The 15,336-nt window shown below is 59.6% G+C and carries 14 protein-coding genes, 1 tRNA gene and 1 pseudogene; 13 read left to right on the forward strand and 3 right to left on the reverse strand.

Going from position 1 to position 15,336, the window contains the following annotated elements:
- Nucleotides 1–46: 46 nt before the first annotated feature.
- The 3 genes from ACPYOP_RS23060 (at nucleotide 47) to ACPYOP_RS23070 (ending at nucleotide 2,063) form a co-directional block, all read left to right on the forward strand.
- Nucleotides 47–319 (forward strand): type II toxin-antitoxin system Phd/YefM family antitoxin, encoded by a 273-nt coding sequence (locus ACPYOP_RS23060; RefSeq protein ID WP_481412605.1) that lies wholly within the window; start codon nucleotides 47–49, stop codon nucleotides 317–319.
- A 3-nt stretch (nucleotides 320–322) separates the two neighbouring features.
- The gene (locus ACPYOP_RS23065; RefSeq protein WP_481412606.1) at nucleotides 323–736 is read left to right on the forward strand and encodes a PIN domain-containing protein; all 414 of its coding nucleotides are present in this window, start codon (nucleotides 323–325) and stop codon (nucleotides 734–736) included.
- Nucleotides 737–833: 97 nt separating this feature from the next.
- Entirely contained in the window at nucleotides 834–2,063 is a 1,230-nt protein-coding gene (locus ACPYOP_RS23070; RefSeq protein ID WP_481412607.1) for an aminotransferase-like domain-containing protein, read from the forward strand.
- A 148-nt stretch (nucleotides 2,064–2,211) separates the two neighbouring features.
- Here the strand turns inward: ACPYOP_RS23070 and ACPYOP_RS23075 are convergent, their stop codons facing one another.
- Nucleotides 2,212–3,270, reverse strand: a complete 1,059-nt coding sequence (locus ACPYOP_RS23075) for an aldo/keto reductase (protein WP_481412608.1) — start codon at nucleotides 3,268–3,270, stop codon at nucleotides 2,212–2,214.
- A 173-nt stretch (nucleotides 3,271–3,443) separates the two neighbouring features.
- Between ACPYOP_RS23075 and ACPYOP_RS23080 the strand changes: the two genes are divergently transcribed.
- The 8 genes from ACPYOP_RS23080 (at nucleotide 3,444) to ACPYOP_RS23115 (ending at nucleotide 11,314) form a co-directional block, all read left to right on the forward strand.
- Nucleotides 3,444–4,424, forward strand: coding sequence for an ABC transporter substrate-binding protein (locus ACPYOP_RS23080; protein ID WP_481412609.1), 981 nt, complete (start codon nucleotides 3,444–3,446; stop codon nucleotides 4,422–4,424).
- A 17-nt stretch (nucleotides 4,425–4,441) separates the two neighbouring features.
- Nucleotides 4,442–6,136: an ABC transporter permease gene (locus ACPYOP_RS23085; RefSeq protein WP_481412610.1), complete on the forward strand. Its 1,695-nt coding sequence runs from the start codon at nucleotides 4,442–4,444 to the stop codon at nucleotides 6,134–6,136.
- Nucleotides 6,124–7,155, forward strand: a complete 1,032-nt coding sequence (locus ACPYOP_RS23090) for an ABC transporter ATP-binding protein (RefSeq protein WP_481412611.1) — start codon at nucleotides 6,124–6,126, stop codon at nucleotides 7,153–7,155. The genes ACPYOP_RS23085 and ACPYOP_RS23090 overlap by 13 nt, the downstream gene beginning before the upstream one ends.
- 77 nt (nucleotides 7,156–7,232) lie before the next feature.
- Nucleotides 7,233–8,228, forward strand: coding sequence for an isopenicillin N synthase family dioxygenase (locus ACPYOP_RS23095; protein ID WP_481412612.1), 996 nt, complete (start codon nucleotides 7,233–7,235; stop codon nucleotides 8,226–8,228).
- Between the two features lie 51 nt (nucleotides 8,229–8,279).
- Nucleotides 8,280–9,395 carry an endonuclease/exonuclease/phosphatase family protein gene (locus tag ACPYOP_RS23100; RefSeq protein WP_481412613.1) on the forward strand — a complete coding sequence of 372 codons (1,116 nt, stop codon included), beginning with the start codon at nucleotides 8,280–8,282 and terminating at the stop codon, nucleotides 9,393–9,395.
- On the forward strand, nucleotides 9,392–10,129 hold the full coding sequence (locus tag ACPYOP_RS23105; RefSeq protein ID WP_481412614.1) for an NUDIX hydrolase: 738 nt from the start codon (nucleotides 9,392–9,394) through the stop codon (nucleotides 10,127–10,129). Before ACPYOP_RS23100 ends, ACPYOP_RS23105 begins: the two co-directional genes overlap by 4 nt.
- Nucleotides 10,130–10,196: 67 nt before the next feature.
- On the forward strand, nucleotides 10,197–11,114 hold the full coding sequence (locus ACPYOP_RS23110) for a PhzF family phenazine biosynthesis protein (protein WP_481412615.1): 918 nt from the start codon (nucleotides 10,197–10,199) through the stop codon (nucleotides 11,112–11,114).
- Between the two features lie 124 nt (nucleotides 11,115–11,238).
- Nucleotides 11,239–11,314, forward strand: a tRNA-Lys gene (locus tag ACPYOP_RS23115).
- 239 nt (nucleotides 11,315–11,553) lie between these two features.
- Here ACPYOP_RS23115 and ACPYOP_RS23120 read toward each other — a convergent pair.
- Complete coding sequence (locus tag ACPYOP_RS23120) at nucleotides 11,554–11,850, reverse strand: hypothetical protein (RefSeq protein ID WP_481412616.1); 297 nt, start codon at nucleotides 11,848–11,850, stop codon at nucleotides 11,554–11,556.
- 1,080 nt (nucleotides 11,851–12,930) lie between these two features.
- On the opposite strand from ACPYOP_RS23120, the gene ACPYOP_RS23125 reads away from it, so the two are divergent.
- Both ACPYOP_RS23125 and ACPYOP_RS23130 read left to right on the forward strand, forming a co-directional pair.
- Nucleotides 12,931–14,391: an FAD/NAD(P)-binding protein gene (locus tag ACPYOP_RS23125; protein WP_481412617.1), complete on the forward strand. Its 1,461-nt coding sequence runs from the start codon at nucleotides 12,931–12,933 to the stop codon at nucleotides 14,389–14,391.
- 208 nt (nucleotides 14,392–14,599) lie between these two features.
- Nucleotides 14,600–15,067, forward strand: a complete 468-nt coding sequence (locus tag ACPYOP_RS23130) for an RrF2 family transcriptional regulator (protein WP_168838644.1) — start codon at nucleotides 14,600–14,602, stop codon at nucleotides 15,065–15,067.
- A gap of 23 nt (nucleotides 15,068–15,090) precedes the next feature.
- Here ACPYOP_RS23130 and ACPYOP_RS23135 read toward each other — a convergent pair.
- Nucleotides 15,091–15,336, reverse strand: a pseudogene (locus tag ACPYOP_RS23135) (SfnB family sulfur acquisition oxidoreductase); the annotation flags it as partial.

Consider the following 15,336-nt stretch of genomic DNA (forward strand, 5'->3'; position numbering starts at 1 on the left):
GATCTTGAATTGCCAGCGCTGAATAACTAGTCTCTAAACTAGTCAGATGGAGGATGCCATGCGCCAATGGCCTGTTCAGGATGCCAAAGCGAAATTTAGCGAAATGCTTGATGCCTCATTGGAGGAAGGACCGCAGCTCGTTTCCAAGAGGGGCGAACCTAAAGCTGTGCTTGTTTCCATGTCTGAGTGGGAAGCGCTGAACAAGCGGGCCAAGCCGTCTGCCAAGGACGTGCTTCTCGCGCAGGAGCCAAGATTCGAACTCGATATCCCGTCTCGCAAGGAATGGATCTGGCGGGACCTCAATCTGGGTGAGGATTGACCCTTGTATTTGCTTGATACGAACGTTGTATCGGAATTGCGCAGGGTAAAGCCCCATGGTGCGGTACTGGCCTGGATAGATAGTGTCAGAAGTGACGACCTTGCGATTTCGGCCATCACGATCGGCGAGATCCAGCGCGGTATCGAGTTGACTGGAGAAACCGATCCGCAAAAGGCAAAAGAGCTCACACGTTGGCTGGACAGTTTGCAGCTCGGGATTCGGGTCATTCCTCTGGACGCAGACTGCATGATCCGATGGGCACAATTCATGCATCGCAAATCCCCGACGCTCGTTGCTGACGCAATGATAGCGGCAACTGCGTCCGTCCATAATCTAACGATCGTTACACGTGATATCGTCGATTTCTCGGTCTTTCCCGTCATGGTTCTCAATCCCTTCAATTACAAATCGACCTGAGAACGTCGCCATCACAAACAAAATAGGTCAGTATTATTGACTTATCTTTTGTTGCGTGATCTTGTGGCATAAAGACCAAAAATTACGAGGAAGCCCCATGTTGAATTGGGAAAATATCTTTGCGACGCGCTCGAGCCGTATGCGCGCCTCCGAAATCCGCGAGCTGCTGAAGCTGTTGGAGCGACCGGATATCATCTCTTTTGCAGGCGGCATTCCCGATCCAGCATTGTTTCCGGATGCCGAATTCAAGCAGGCCTATGCCGACATATTTTCCGGCCCCACGGTGAATGCAGCGCTGCAATATTCGGTCAGCGAGGGCTACAAGCCGCTGCGCGAATGGCTTGTCGGTCAGATGGGTGCGCTCGGCATTCCCTGCGAACTCGAAAACGTCTTCATCGTTTCCGGTTCACAGCAGGGGCTCGATTATCTCGGCAAGCTCTTCCTGTCGCCGAAGGATACGGCGCTGGTCACGGCGCCGACCTATCTCGGCGCCCTGCAGGCCTTCAACGCCTATGAGCCGACCTATGACCAGCTGACGCCGAACGGCAACCGCACGCCGGATTCCTATCGTACTGCGGCTGCGCAGGCCGGCGGCAGGGTGAAGTTCGCTTATCTCTCAGCCGATTTCGCCAACCCGACCGGAGAGACGGTGGATCTGGCCGGTCGCGAAAAGCTGCTCGATCTTGCCGAGGAACTCGATATCGCCGTCATCGAGGATGCTGCCTATCAGTCGCTGCGTTACGATGGTGAGCCGGTCGCGCCGATCCTCGCGCTGGAAATCGCGCGCAGGGGCAGCATCAACGACACACGGACGATCTATTGCGGCAGCTTCTCCAAGACGCTGGCGCCTGGCCTCCGCGTCGGCTTCATCGTCGCCAATGCGCCTGTCATCCGCAAGCTGGTGCTGATGAAGCAGGCGGCCGACCTGCATTCCTCGACCATCAACCAGATCGCCATCCATCAGGTCGCCGAGCGCGGTTTCGATGCGCAGGTCGCCAAGGTCCGCAAGACCTATAGCCACCGCCGCGACTGCATGCTGGCGGCGCTTGCGAAATACATGCCTGACGGGACGAGCTGGACGAAGCCACAAGGCGGCATGTTCGTCTGGGTCACCCTGCCGAAGGGCATGGATGGCGCCAAGCTGCTCGCACGGTCGCTGGAAACGGCGAAGGTTGCCTTTGTGCCGGGCCAGGCCTTCTTTGCCGACGGCAGCGGCGCGAATACCTTCCGCGTCAGCTTCTCCTGCGCCAATGCCGAGATGATCGAGGAAGGCATCTCGCGGCTCGGCACGTTGATTGCGAGCGAGATCGGGGCGTTGGCGGCCTAGTTTTTACCTTCTCCCCTCGGGGAGAAGGTGGCCCGAAGGGTCGGATGAGGGGGCCTCACTGATTTGAATTCATGGATTTTCGTACTCTTGGCGGGCGCGCCCTCATCCGCCTGTCGGCACCTTCTCCCCGAGGGGAGAAGGGGTCACTTTATTTTGCCAAATGCGGGCTGATCAGCGCCAGATCGGCCTCGCTCAAGCGGTCGTTGGCGGTGTTGCGCTGGTGCCAATAGGGATACATCAGCGGCCGCAGGCTGACATCGTCGAGGCGCTTGCGCTCTTCATCCGTCAGCTTCAGCTCGGCGCTGGCGAGATTGTCCTTGAACTGGGCCTCGGTGCGGCCGCCGATGATGACCGAGGTCACGCCTTTGCGGCCGATGAGCCAGGCAAGCGCCAGTTGGGCGGCCGAAATACCGCGGCCGTCAGCGATCTCCACCAGCGTATCGACGATATTCCACAGGCGGTTTTCATCGCGGATCGGCGGTTCCGTCCAGCCGGCGAACTGACGCGTGCCCTCCGGCGTCGCCTGGTTGCGGCGATGCTTGCCTGAAAGAAGGCCACCGGCAATCGGGCTCCAGACGAGAATGCCGAGGCCCTGATCGATGCTGATCGGAACCAGCTCGTTTTCCGCGTCGCGGGCTTCCAGCGTGTAGTGGATCTGCTGGCTGACGAAACGTTCGCGCCTGTCGCGCTCGCTGACGCCGAGTGCCTTCATGATGTGCCAGCCGGAAAAATTCGAGCAGCCGATGTAGCGGACCTTGCCCTGGCGAACCAGGGTGTCGAGCGCTTCCATCGTCTCTTCCAGCGGCGTTTGCCCGTCCCATTGATGCAGCTGGTAGAGATCGATCACGTCGGTCTTCATACGTTTCAGGCTCGCCTCGCACGCCTTTATGAGATACTGGCGCGACGAGCCGGCATCGTTGACGCCGGGACCCATCGGGAAGCGCGCTTTCGTGGCGATGAGCACGCCGTTCTTGCGCGGGCCGCCGATGATCTCGCCAAGAATCTCCTCCGATGCGCCCTGCGAGTAGACATCGGCCGTATCGAGCAGGTTGACGCCGGCATCGATGCACATGTCCACAAGCTTCTTCGCATCCTTGATGCCGAGATCGCCGACGGTTTTTGCCCAGCCGACACCGCCGAAAGTCATGGTGCCCATGGTGATGGTGGAAACTTTGAGGCCGGAGCGGCCAAGCAGGCGATATTCCATAGATCTATCCTCCTCGATCCCGTCTGAAATACGTGCCTCAGAAAATAGCGCCTGATTGCGATGGTCAAGATTCAATCATCATACGAACGGCAATCTATTCAAGTTCAACTGTCACAATCATGTTAACCCGTCCGTCTAAGGAACCTTCCTGATCATCCAGCCGAGGACGCTTCATGAAGACGTTTGTTTCCGCTTTTGCCGGCCTGCTGGCCGTTGCTCTTTTCTCCGGTGCCGCCAACGCCGCCGATCTCGTCCTCTACACCAGCCAGCCGAATGCCGATGCGCAGGCGACCGTCGATGGCTTCATTGCCGCCAACCCCGGCATCAAGGTCGATTGGGTTCGCGACGGCACGCCGCAGATCATTGCCAAGCTGCAGGCTGAAATGCAGGCCGGCGCTCCGGTTGCCGATGTCCTGCTGATCGCCGATACGGTGACGCTGGAGCGCTTGAAGGAAGCCGGCAAGCTGCTTGCATACAAGTCGCCGGAAGCCGCAAATTACGATCCGTCGCTCTATGACGCCGGCGGCTATTACTATTCCACCAAGCTGATCACGACCGGCATCGTCTACAACACGGCCGCCGCGATGAAGCCGGCAAGCTGGCAGGATCTGGTCAAGCCGGAAGCCAAGGGCCTGGTCGCCATGCCGAGCCCGCTGGCTTCGGGCGCCGCTCTCATTCACGCACAGACGCTCGCCGGCGTCAGCAGCCTCGGCTGGGACTACTATAAGAACCTCGCCGACAATGGCGCGATCGCCTCGGGCGGCAATGGCGCCGTGCTGAAGTCCGTCGCTTCCGGCGAGAAGGCCTATGGCATGATCGTCGATTACATGCCGATCCGCGAAAAGGCAAAGGGCGCCCCGCTGGAATTCGTCTTTCCGAAGGAAGGCGTTTCGGCCGTCACTGAACCGGTGGGCATCCTCGCCGGCACGCAGCATGCCGAGGCCGCCAAGAAGTTTGTCGATTACGTCCTTTCCGAGAAGGGCCAGGAAGGCTTCCTGAAGCTTGGCTACATCCCGGCCCGCAACGGAACGCCGCTGCCGCAAGGCTTCCCGGCACGTGACAGCATCAAGGTTTTGTCCTTGAATGCCGCCGATGCTCTCAAGAACACGGATCAGGCCCTGAAGACCTTCTCCACCTACTTCAAGTCGAAGTAATCCGACCCGGATTTCGAATGTACTCACATGTGCGTAGGGGAAACAGCCAGCCGGCCTGGCTGTTTCCTTTTGTTGTCGCCGTCGTGCTCTTGCTCAGCGTCCTGCCGCTGGCGCGGCTGGCGCTTGCCGGGATCGAGGCACTGCTGAGAGGCGGCACCTATGAACTCGTCACCGATCCCTCGCTCTGGCGTTCGGTCTGGTACACGATCGAGACGGCCATGCTCGGCACCATCGTTTCCGTGGTTCTTGGTTGCCTCTTCGCATTCCTGCTGACATTGACGGATCTGTCGGGCAGGGGGCTGCTCGGCTTCCTCTTCGTATTGCCGATGATGATCCCGCCGCAGGTGACGGCGCTTGCCTGGGTGCAGATGTCAGGGCCGTCGAGCCCCTTGCTGAAAGCGCTGCATATTGCGCCGCCGCTCGGCTCGCCGCAGCCGCTCTATTCGGTCGGCGGCATCGCGCTTCTCTACGGCGTCCAGCATGCGCCGCTCGTCTATCTCGCTTTGCGCGCCGGTTTGATGGCGCTGCCGCGCGATGGCGTAGAGGCTGCGAGGCTTTCGGGTGCCTCCAGCCTGCATGTCTTCCGCGATATCATTCTGCCCTTGTCTCTGCCCGGTGTCATTGCTGGTGCGGCGATCGCCTTCGTCTCCTCGATCGGCAATTTTGGCATTCCCGCGATCCTCGGTATTCCCGCCTCGATCTACACGCTGTCGACGCTGATCTTTACGAAGTTCTCCAATTTCGGTCCGCGCACTTTCGGCGATATCGCCGTGCTGTCGACGATGATCGCCGTCATTGCGGTTGCCGGGCTTGCCGTGCAGGGCAGGGCCTTGAAGGGGCGTGATTATCGCGTCATCGGCATTTCCGGCGCGACGGCCGCCTTTTCGCTCGGCCGTTGGCGCTATCTTGCCCAGCCGGTACTCTGCGCCATCCTGTTCGTCATGCTCGTCGCACCCTTCCTGGCGCTGGTCGCAGGCGCGCTGGTGCCGGCCTATGGCGTGCCGCTCACCTTCAAGACGGCATCGCTCAACGCCTTCACGGAAATCCTGTTTCGGCAAAGCATAACGCGCACCGCCTTTTCCAATTCGCTGTTCCTCGCCAGCATGACGGCGCTCGGTCTCCTGCTGGTGACAGTGCTTGCCGCCTACGCGTTGACCCGGCGCAAGGACATGCTGAGCCGCATCGTCGGCGGCATGATCGAGATCCCTTATTCGCTTCCGGGCATCATCATCGCCGTCTGCTTCATTCTGGTGTTTGCCGCACCCCTACCGATCCTCAACGTCACGCTTTACGGGACGATCTGGATCATTCTGCTTGCCTATTTTTCCGCCTATTTCGCCGTCAGTCTGAAGCCGGTCATGAGTGCCTTCCTGCAGCTCGATCCGGCGCTGGAGGAGGCGGCGCGCCTTTCCGGCGCCGGCTTCTTCCGCCGCCTGACCGATATCATCGTGCCGCTGATCGCGCCGGCGGCGGGCGCATCGGTGATTCTGGTCTTCCTCATCGCCTGCAACGAACTGACCGTTTCCGCATTGCTTTGGTCGGCCGGCACGCAAACGCTCGGCGTCGTCATTTATAATCTCGACGATGGCGGCAGCGCCGATCTTGCCTCGGCGATGTCGGTCATCGTCATCGCCATGGTCGTCATCATGATGGTGCTTCTAGAAATCATGGCCAAGCGCCTGCCGAAGGGAGTGGTGCCTTGGCGAAGCTGATCCTCAATCATGTCAGCAAGGATTTCGGCACGGGCGGGCGTGCTGCCGTCAACGCCTTGTCGCTCGATGTTCGGGAGGGTGGTTTCCTGGCGCTGCTCGGTCCCTCGGGCTGCGGCAAGACGACCGTGCTTCGAATGATCGCCGGTTTCGAGCAGCCGACCGATGGCTCTATTCATCTCGGCGAACGGCTGCTGGCGGATGCAGCGAGCATGCTGCCGCCGGAGCGGCGCAACATGGCGATGGTGTTTCAATCCTACGCACTCTGGCCGCACATGAACGTCGCCGATAATGTCGGTTATCCGCTGAAGGTGCGCGGCATCTCCGGCGAGCGTTATCGCGAGAAGGTGCGCGAGGCCTTGGCGACGGTGCGTCTCGGCGACTATGCGGAGCGCCGGCCCGCCGATCTCTCCGGCGGCCAGCGGCAGCGTGTGGCACTGGCTCGCTGCCTGGTGACATCGCCTGACGTCGTGCTGCTGGATGAGCCGCTCGCTAACCTCGACCGTCACCTGAAGAAGGAGATGGAGGAGACCTTTCGCGAATTCCACCAGCGCTCCGGCGCCACCATGGTCTATGTCACGCATGACCAGAGCGAAGCCATGGCACTTGCGACCGACGTCGCCGTCATGTCCGAGGGGCAGCTCCTGCAGGTGGCGCCGCCGGCGGAGATCTATGCACGCCCTGAAGGGAAAATGGTCGGCGGCCTTGTCGGGCAGGGTGCCATCCTGTCGCTGGTGTTTCCAGATGGCGGGCCACGCCGCATCGAATGGTCGTCCTTCCGCGGTATCTGGGAGAACCGGACAGCCGGTTCGCCGAGCGCTGATGTCCTCGTGCGGCCCGAGGATGTGGTTGCCGATGCAGAGGGCATTTCCTGCCGGGTCGATTCCGTTCTCTATGAGGGCGAGCGCTACGCGATGAGGCTGTCGATGCCTGATGGGCAGGTGCTGCGTGCCTATAGCCGCGAGGCTGTTGCAGCCGGCGATGATTATCGGGTCGCCATTCGCTCGGCCTGGCGGCTTTGATCGGGCAGGGGACAAGATGGTTGTTCCCCGCCTCCTCCTATGCTTGATTTGCTTGAAGTTGCGGATGGGAGTCGCGCATGTCCGACCATAGCTTTCCGATTTTCGATCTCGGCGTTTTCGAAGCAGCCGATCACGACGAGAAAAAGCGGCTCGGTGCGGAGGTGGATCGGATATGCCGGTTGACCGGCTTCCTGGCGATTGCCAACCACGGCGTCGCCGACGCCGTTATCGCCGGGGTCTGGGAGAAGACGAAGGCCTTCTTCGATCTGCCGGCCGAGGTGAAGCAGCGTGCCAAGACGCTCTATCCTGGCTATCCCTATGGCTATCTCGGGCCGGGGACGGAGGCGCTCGCAAAATCACGCGATGTCGACACGCCGCCGGACCTGAAGGAAAGCTTCAATGGCGGCCCGCTTTCCATTCCCGCTGATATGAGCGATCCGGAAGCGCTCGGCTTCTGCTATGCCGCAACCATCTGGCCGGAGCAGCCTGAAGGGTTCGTGGAGGCATGGAAGGCCTATTACGGCGCGATGGAGGATCTCGCGGCGCGTATCATGCGCGTATTTGCCACCGCGCTCGGCCTCGATGAGCACTTCTTCGATGCTCATGTGGATGCGCCGGTCAGTGCGCTGAGGGCGCTGAATTATCCCGAGCAGCATGTGCCACCGCAGCCGGGCCAGCTTCGCGCCGGCGCACATACCGATTACGGCAGCCTGACGATCCTCCTGCCGCAAGCTGGCTCGAAGGGCCTCGAGATCATCGCCCCTGATGGCCACTGGACGCCGGTGCCGCCGGTCGAAGGTGCTTTCGTCATCAACATCGGCGACCTGATGGCTCTCTGGACCAACGATCGCTGGGTGTCCACGGTGCATCGCGTCGTCAATCCGCCGCCGGAAGAGGGCGGCATGCAGCGTCGCCAGTCTCTGGCTTTCTTCCACCAGCCGAACTGGTTTGCCGAAATCGCCTGCCTGCCGTCGTGCCTGAAGGAAGGCGAGGAGCCGAAATATGCTCCCGTTCTGTCCGGCCCGTATCTGATGGGCAAATTCAAATCGACCGTGACCGCGAAGGCCGGGTGACATTGGTTTCATGAACCGGCTCACCTGCTTCTTCATAAATTGGAATGCTTCATGTCCCTGCGCCTTGCGACATTCAATATCGAAAACCTTCTGACCCGGTTCGATTATACCGGTTTCCGCAATCAGCTGCGCCAGGATCGTGTGCTGCAGCTCTTCGATGTCCGCAACGAGGAGGTCTACCAGCAACTCGAAGCCGCGCGCGTGATCGCCGCGACCGACGACACCAGGCAGATGACGGCGCTTGCGATCGCGGACGCCGATGCAGACATCATCTGCCTGCAGGAGGTCGACAACATGGCCGCGCTGCAGGCATTCGAATATGGCTATCTCTACCGCATGGTCGGCAATGGCTATCGCCAGAAATACCTGATCGAGGGCAATGACGGCCGCGGTATCGATGTCGCCGTCATGATGCGCGAGGAGACGCGCGACGGCCAGCCGATCGTGCTCAACGACATCAAAAGTCACGCCATGGTGACGTATGGCGAATTCGGCCTTTTCAACGACGATCTGGCGGAACTCGGTCTCCATTCGGAAGACAAGATCTTCAAGCGCGACTGCCTGGAGCTGCATCTCCATATCGGCGGGGTGCCGTTTTCTCTCTATGTCGTGCATCTCAAATCGATGGGGCCGGCGCGTGAAGGGGTGGATGGACGTCATTCGAGCATGCCGATCCGCCGCGCCGAGACCTTGGCGGTTCGCCGCATCATCGAAGATCGCTTCGGGGCTGGCCACACGGCGACGAAGAATTTCGCCATCTGCGGCGACATGAACGACTATCAGGAGTGGGTCGATGTCATCGGCACGCGCCGCACGGGTTATCGTTTCGAGCCACGGAACGAAGAGAAGGGCAGCGCGCTCGATGTCTTCAGCCATGATGGCTTTGCCGAAAATATCATGCAGCGGCGGGACGAGCTCGACCGCTGGACGCTCTATCACGCGCGCGGGCCGCAGGAGCAGCGGCTGTGCCAGCTCGACTATATCTGGCTTTCTCCAGCTTTGGCGCGGGTCAATGCAACGCGGCTCCCTGATGTCGTGCGCTCGGGCCAGCCTTTCCGCACCATATTTCCACCGGGGCAAGAGGTGGAGCGCTATCCGCGCGTCGGCTGGGACAGGCCGAAGGCCTCCGATCATTGCCCCGTCGTCATGACATTGGATTTGATATGACCCTTTCAGAACAGAACGACATGGCCGGCTGGCCGCCGGAAAGCACTGTGTTCCCCATCTCCAGCATCGATCTTACCGTATTTCCCGGCGAACATCCGTTTCACCTGCGCGAGCAGGAGGCGGCGCGGGAGAATTGGGCAAGGGAAATTGCCGCCAACCCATCGCTCTATGATGGTCGCATGATCTTTCAGCACAGGCTGTCGCTGACCGGTGGTGTCGTGAAGGGGGAGGGCTATGTAACCTCCTTCTCGACATTTCTCCTGTGGCGAAAGCAGCGGCAGCCGGGAGCTTTTCACCTTTTTGCCTTTCCCGTCATCGTATCGTCGGATGGAGCGGTCATCGCGATCCGCATGGCGCCGCACACCGCAAATCCCGGTCAGGTCTATTGCGCCTCCGGATCCATGGATGAAAACGATATCGTCTACGGGCACGCCGATGTCGAAGGTAATATGCGGCGTGAGGTGTTGGAGGAGACTGGTCTCGACCTGAACGATGCCACCGCTGATCCAGGATATTACGCGATGCATATGAGGCGTTCGGTCACGATTCTCCGCGTTTTCCGCTTTCCCTGGACGGCCGAGGACATGCTTCGGCGGATCGAGGCGCATATGCTCGTTTCCGAAGAGGACGAAGTCGATGGCGTGGTCGCTATTCGATCGGCCGATCCAACGGCGCATCCTTACAATATTGCGATGCTGCCCGTTCTCGCCTGGTACTTCGGCGGCGGCAAATAGCTTGGGCTTGCGCTGAGGTCGCTTGCCGGTATGAATAATCGAATCGGAAGTACGGATGGAGGCCGGATTGACGCGCAGCTATAGTGTCTATGATGTGTTCACCGACAGCAAGCTGGCGGGCAATCCGCTCGCAATCATCTTCGATGCCGAGGGCCTGACCGACGAGGCGATGCAGGCGATTGCCAGAGAGCTGAACCTTTCCGAAACGGTGTTCGTGCTACCTCCGCAAAATCCGGCCCATACGGCAAATCTGCGCATATTCACGCCCGGCCGCGAGCTGCCTTTCGCCGGGCACCCGACCGTCGGCACGGCGATCGCTCTGGCGGAGAAAGCCCATGCCAGCCACGGCGGTGATCTGGATCTCGTCTCCGTTCTCGACGAACGCCTTGGGCCGGTGCGCTGCGCCATCAAGCTGCGGCAGAACAAGGCGAGCTTTGCCGAGTTCGACCTGCCAAAGAAATCGCAGCAGATCGTATTGCCGCTCGATAAGGCCGACATCGCCAACGCGCTCAGCTTGAACATCACCGAGATCGGTTTTGAGAATCATGTTCCTTCCATCTGGAGCGCCGGAGTGCCGTTCCTTCTGGTGCCGGTCCACGATGTCGGCGTGGCTGAGCGGATGGAATTCGATTCGCAGCTTTGGGAAAAGACGGTCCCCTTCGTCGATGGCGCGCTGGCCTCGGCCTTCATCTATTGCCGCGGCGGGGTCAATCATGTGGCGAAGTTTCACGCCCGCGTCTTTCCGATCGGCATGGGCATCGTGGAAGACCCGGCAACGGGTTCGGCGGTCGCGGCGATGTCTGGCGCCATCCATCAGTTCGATGCCCTGCCGGACGGGCATCATCCTTTTATCATCGAGCAGGGTATAGAGATGGGGCGGCCGTCTCTGATTCACCTCCATGTCGATGTCGACGGCGGCCTGATCGCCAATGCCCGCATCGGCGGCCAGGCTGTGCGCATCGCGTCCGGAATCCTTGAGCTTTGATTTTACGGGGTTTTTCGCGGCTTCTGAAATTTTTTTGACAAATAATCAAAGAAAATTCGTCTGGCCGCTGGACAATCAAACCGATCCTATTTATATGCCCGATCACGCCGCCAGCAAGCGGTACGGGTGATTAGCTCAGTTGGTAGAGCAGCTGACTCTTAATCAGCGGGTCGTAGGTTCGAGCCCTACATCACCCACCAAAAACCTCTTGAAATCGTTAGGTAATTTGAAACGTCTCAAGGGTTTTCGGCTGCACGGTTTCCAGTAAATTGGAAACGGTTTCCAATTCAGGTTCTGTTCTTTTCTTGAATGCGGCCGGCTCGATCTCATCCCACCGCTGCGCCGCCGTCGGCTCAAGCGTGACGCAGGACAAAGCTTCAAACGACGCGGCATCGTTGTCGTTATGACCGCCCAGTCTTTGTCTGATGGGGTTGCCGGATCAGTTTGAGAGTTTGCCGAGCAGAAGGCCGGCAAAGACGCCCAGAAGCGCCGTCGCGATCAAGATGGAGCTTGTGGCTGTCGGATTTTCCCTTGCGGTCCTCACCACGTTTCGACCTTCCGACCGAGCATGGTCCGCGACGCTTGCAACCTTCGCTTTCGATGAATAAAGGGCCTCGTCCGCGCGATCCGAAGCGGTATCGATCCTCTTTGTCAGGACGGTCGAGAGCTTGTTGATCTGTCTGCGGAGCTCATCGATTTGAGCGTTGATATCCTTGTCCAGCGAGACGTCGGCCATGGTGTTCTCCTGAATAGCGTAAGCCTTTAGGAACGGCCGGCAGCTCGCTTTGGTTCCCCGTCGCGGTGGATTGATCGAGGCAAAGTTCTTGATCCACCAATCGGCGCAGGTCTTGCTGAGGGTTCAGCGGAGATGCAGCAGGAACATGGTTGGCGCGGTTATGGACATGGTGAAGAGGAGTAGGGAGAGCCCGTATTTCAGCTTTCTCATCCGGCGTGTTTTGATGCCGTCCCAGTCATAGCCCATAAGTATATCCCTCTTGCTCGATGGTTTGTCGACGCAAGAAATATCCCAAGATTTGTTTGCGCGAAGCTTGTGGAGTAATTTTCTCGTTTCAACGAGCGAAGAGCGTCGAAGTATACAATCCGGTGCTGCAATATCTACTGTTGGATTTGCGAATACAATGACACATCCTTATTCTCGGATCGAAAGGACTTTGCATGCGGGGAGCAGTATCGGAGATACCGGCCAGGCGCGCTGTCTTGGCCGTGATGATTGGACAATTCAGCAGAAAGAAGCTCGCCACGCGGCGCTCGTCTGCATCAAAAGTGATGTCGCGCCAATTAGTCTTGCGCCGCTATAGCGGATTTTCAGCGTGCCAGCGCCCGCGCATCCCGCTGATCATGCCGGGCATAGCGCGCCGCAACGGCTATCGCCTTCGACAGCCTAAATTCAATGCTTTTTATGCCCGCCTTCCATGACGCTGAACACAAAGATGACGGCCAGAATCAGCACCAGCGTATAGTCGAAGGCAGTAAGCAGACGAAGCAGTTCCATGAAGTTTCTCCTCCCACAGAGAACACGAACCAGAACAACCGCTAGTATGTTCTTCCAAATACCGCATGCCAAGTTTTTTACATCCTGCGGTGCAAAAACAATGTTGTGCGGAGCACAAATAACTGCTTGTTTGCAAAGGCATATCAGCATTGCATTGACTGCCTTTGGTTGCAGGAGGAGCTGGCACCCGCCGCAATCGTATTGTCAACAAATTTTATGGAGTATACCTTTGCCTCCAATGAAGTTGCGATTGCTCGACGCGCGAAGAACCTGCGCGCTGATCGATCTTGAGGGAGTTGGCTATTGACCATTGGCTCTGACCGCCAGGCGCGTGATCTGCCTGTTATCGTCATTGTCGGCGGCGGCGTTTCCGGAGCGGCGGTTGCCTTCCATCTGCTGCAGCGACGGTCGTTGCAGCCCGGCCAGCTCTTCATCTTCGAACCGCGGGAACGTCTCGGGGCAGGGCTCGCCTACGATACGCAAGATCCCGCCCACCGCATCAATGTGCCGGCGGCGAGGATGAGCCTGCTGCCTGATGACATCGAGCATTTTCAACGCTGGCTGCAGGAGAGGGATGCGCTTGCCGACGATGAGGCGGCGGTCGTCGCCAGTGGTAATCTCTTCCCACGGCGCTCCGTCTTCGGCAACTATATCAACAGCATGATCCATCCCTTCATCGAGGACGGGCGTCTTGTCCATGTCAGGCAAAGCGTAGAGCGCATCGAGAGGGCGGACCGCCGCTGGGCGGTTACCGGTGCGGCGGGACAGCGCGTGGATGCAGATATTCTTGTCATTGCCACCAGCCATCCGTCGCCCCTGCCGCCGCAGGTGCTGCAGGATGCGCTTGCCGAACACCCGCGCTTCGTTCCGGATCCGACGCGGCCGAATGCGCTTGCGGCTATCCGCGCCGGGGATCGCGTCTTGGTCGTCGGCAACGGCCTGACCTCGGCCGATGTCATCGCTTCACTCGAACTCAGAGGGCACGTCGGACCGGTCACCGCCATATCGCGACGCGGCCTGCGCTCGCGCGGCCATGCGGCGGTGAAGCAGGAACCATTCGGCGATTTCGCCAGTGAGCCGTCGAAGACGGCGCTTGATCTCCTGCGCCGCCTGCGGACCGCCATCCGCACGGCGGAGAACGAAGGGCATAGCTGGCATGCCGTCATCGATCAGGTGAGGGCGCAGGGCCGGCATGTCTGGCAGGCGCTGCCGATCGAGGAGCGGCGTTGTCTCGTCAGGCATTTGAGGCCGTTCTGGGATGTGCATCGTTTTCGCGTTGCGCCGCAGGTGGAGGCGGTCAGCGATCGGGCGATCGAAAGCGGCAGGCTCGAGGTTCTGGCAGCTTCTGTCGCGGGTGTTGATGTTGCCAACGGCTTGATTGACTGCAGATTACAGCTCAGCCGTTCCGAGCGATATGCCGACAGGCAATTCGATGCGGTCGTCGTTACCACTGGTCCGGGGCATCGCGGCATTCTGCAATCACAAAGCTGGATTGAGGAACTGTCGGAAGCCGGCTATCTCGCAATGGATTCCGCGCGGCTGGGATTTGCCTGCGATACGCAATCGCGGGCACTTACTGCCGATGGAACGGTGGCTCCATCCCTGTTTATCTCAGGACCGCTCGCGCGCGGAACTTTCGGCGAACTCATGGGGCTGCCCGAAGTGGTCGAGCACGCCGCGCTTGTCGCCGAACAGGTCGCTGGTGCGATCAGCGACCACCGCCGTGGGCAAAGGAAGGCATATTTGGATAGTAGCGCCGCTTAAATCCAAGAAAAACCGCAAATTCGTTGCTTAGGCGATACAATTGCCTAAATTTACTCATATAAACTATACAATTTGTGAGTTACTATCTTGCTCGTCAGGACGTGCGGGGTTACTTCCGCAATCCATGATGGCAGGATGGACCGGGTGAGTCTCTCTTGGGCGGCCAAGCCGGGTTTCAACAATCGACTTTGCAGTAAAGCGGACGGCGATGCTTACGAAAAAAGGAAAATACGGACTGAAGGCGTTGGTGGATCTCGCACGCCTCGGTCCTGGCGAAACCGCATTCATCAACGATATCGCGTTGCGCAACAATATCCCGAAGAAGTTTCTCGATACCATCCTGCTCGAACTGCGCAATGCCGGCGTATTGCGCTCGAAGAAGGGGCCGGGCGGCGGCTATTCGCTGTCGCGTCCGGCGTCGGAAATCCGTATCGGTCATGTCATTCGCACCCTAGACGGCCCATTGGCGCCGATCCGCTGTGCCAGCCGCACGGCCTACGAAGCGTGCGACGACTGTTCCGATCCGGAGCGCTGTCAGGTGCGGCGCTCCATGACAGAGGTGCGGGACGCCATTGCCGAGATTCTCGACAACATGTCGCTGGAGCAGTTCGTTGCCGGCGGCGCGGATGTCGATATCCCGGAGCGGGAAGACCACCGCGCCTCGCAGATCGGCTGATCTCCTCGGCGCTCCCCACGTCTTCAGAGCAGCGAGTTTCTTGCCGGCTTTATGCCGTTGAGATGATAGTTGCCGACGACATTGTGGGTTTTGCGCGTGGGATCATACAGCGTGTGAATGCGGGCGTTGCGCCAGTGGCGGTCGAGATTGAGCCCGATGCGCGCCGACGTCGTGCCGGCAAGATCGAACAGTGTATTGGATGCTTCCATGGCGATGTCAGCCGTAATCGCCTGCGCCGCCGCAACGGAAAGCGCGGCATCGATGACATG

It is taken from the genome of Rhizobium sp. KNZ2-6A, assembly GCF_056755475.1.

What these genes read in the sequence shown, in the direction of transcription:
- ACPYOP_RS23060 (WP_481412605.1), top strand. Translation starts at nt 47, where the DNA reads ATGGAGGATGCCATGCGCCAATGGCCTGTTCAGGATGCCAAAGCGAAA.
- ACPYOP_RS23070 (WP_481412607.1), top strand. Translation starts at nt 834, where the DNA reads ATGTTGAATTGGGAAAATATCTTTGCGACGCGCTCGAGCCGTATGCGC.
- ACPYOP_RS23075 (WP_481412608.1), bottom strand. Translation starts at nt 3,270, where the DNA reads ATGGAATATCGCCTGCTTGGCCGCTCCGGCCTCAAAGTTTCCACCATC.
- ACPYOP_RS23080 (WP_481412609.1), top strand. Translation starts at nt 3,444, where the DNA reads ATGAAGACGTTTGTTTCCGCTTTTGCCGGCCTGCTGGCCGTTGCTCTT.
- ACPYOP_RS23085 (WP_481412610.1), top strand. Translation starts at nt 4,442, where the DNA reads ATGTACTCACATGTGCGTAGGGGAAACAGCCAGCCGGCCTGGCTGTTT.
- ACPYOP_RS23095 (WP_481412612.1), top strand. Translation starts at nt 7,233, where the DNA reads ATGTCCGACCATAGCTTTCCGATTTTCGATCTCGGCGTTTTCGAAGCA.
- ACPYOP_RS23100 (WP_481412613.1), top strand. Translation starts at nt 8,280, where the DNA reads ATGTCCCTGCGCCTTGCGACATTCAATATCGAAAACCTTCTGACCCGG.
- ACPYOP_RS23105 (WP_481412614.1), top strand. Translation starts at nt 9,392, where the DNA reads ATGACCCTTTCAGAACAGAACGACATGGCCGGCTGGCCGCCGGAAAGC.
- ACPYOP_RS23120 (WP_481412616.1), bottom strand. Translation starts at nt 11,850, where the DNA reads ATGGCCGACGTCTCGCTGGACAAGGATATCAACGCTCAAATCGATGAG.
- ACPYOP_RS23130 (WP_168838644.1), top strand. Translation starts at nt 14,600, where the DNA reads ATGCTTACGAAAAAAGGAAAATACGGACTGAAGGCGTTGGTGGATCTC.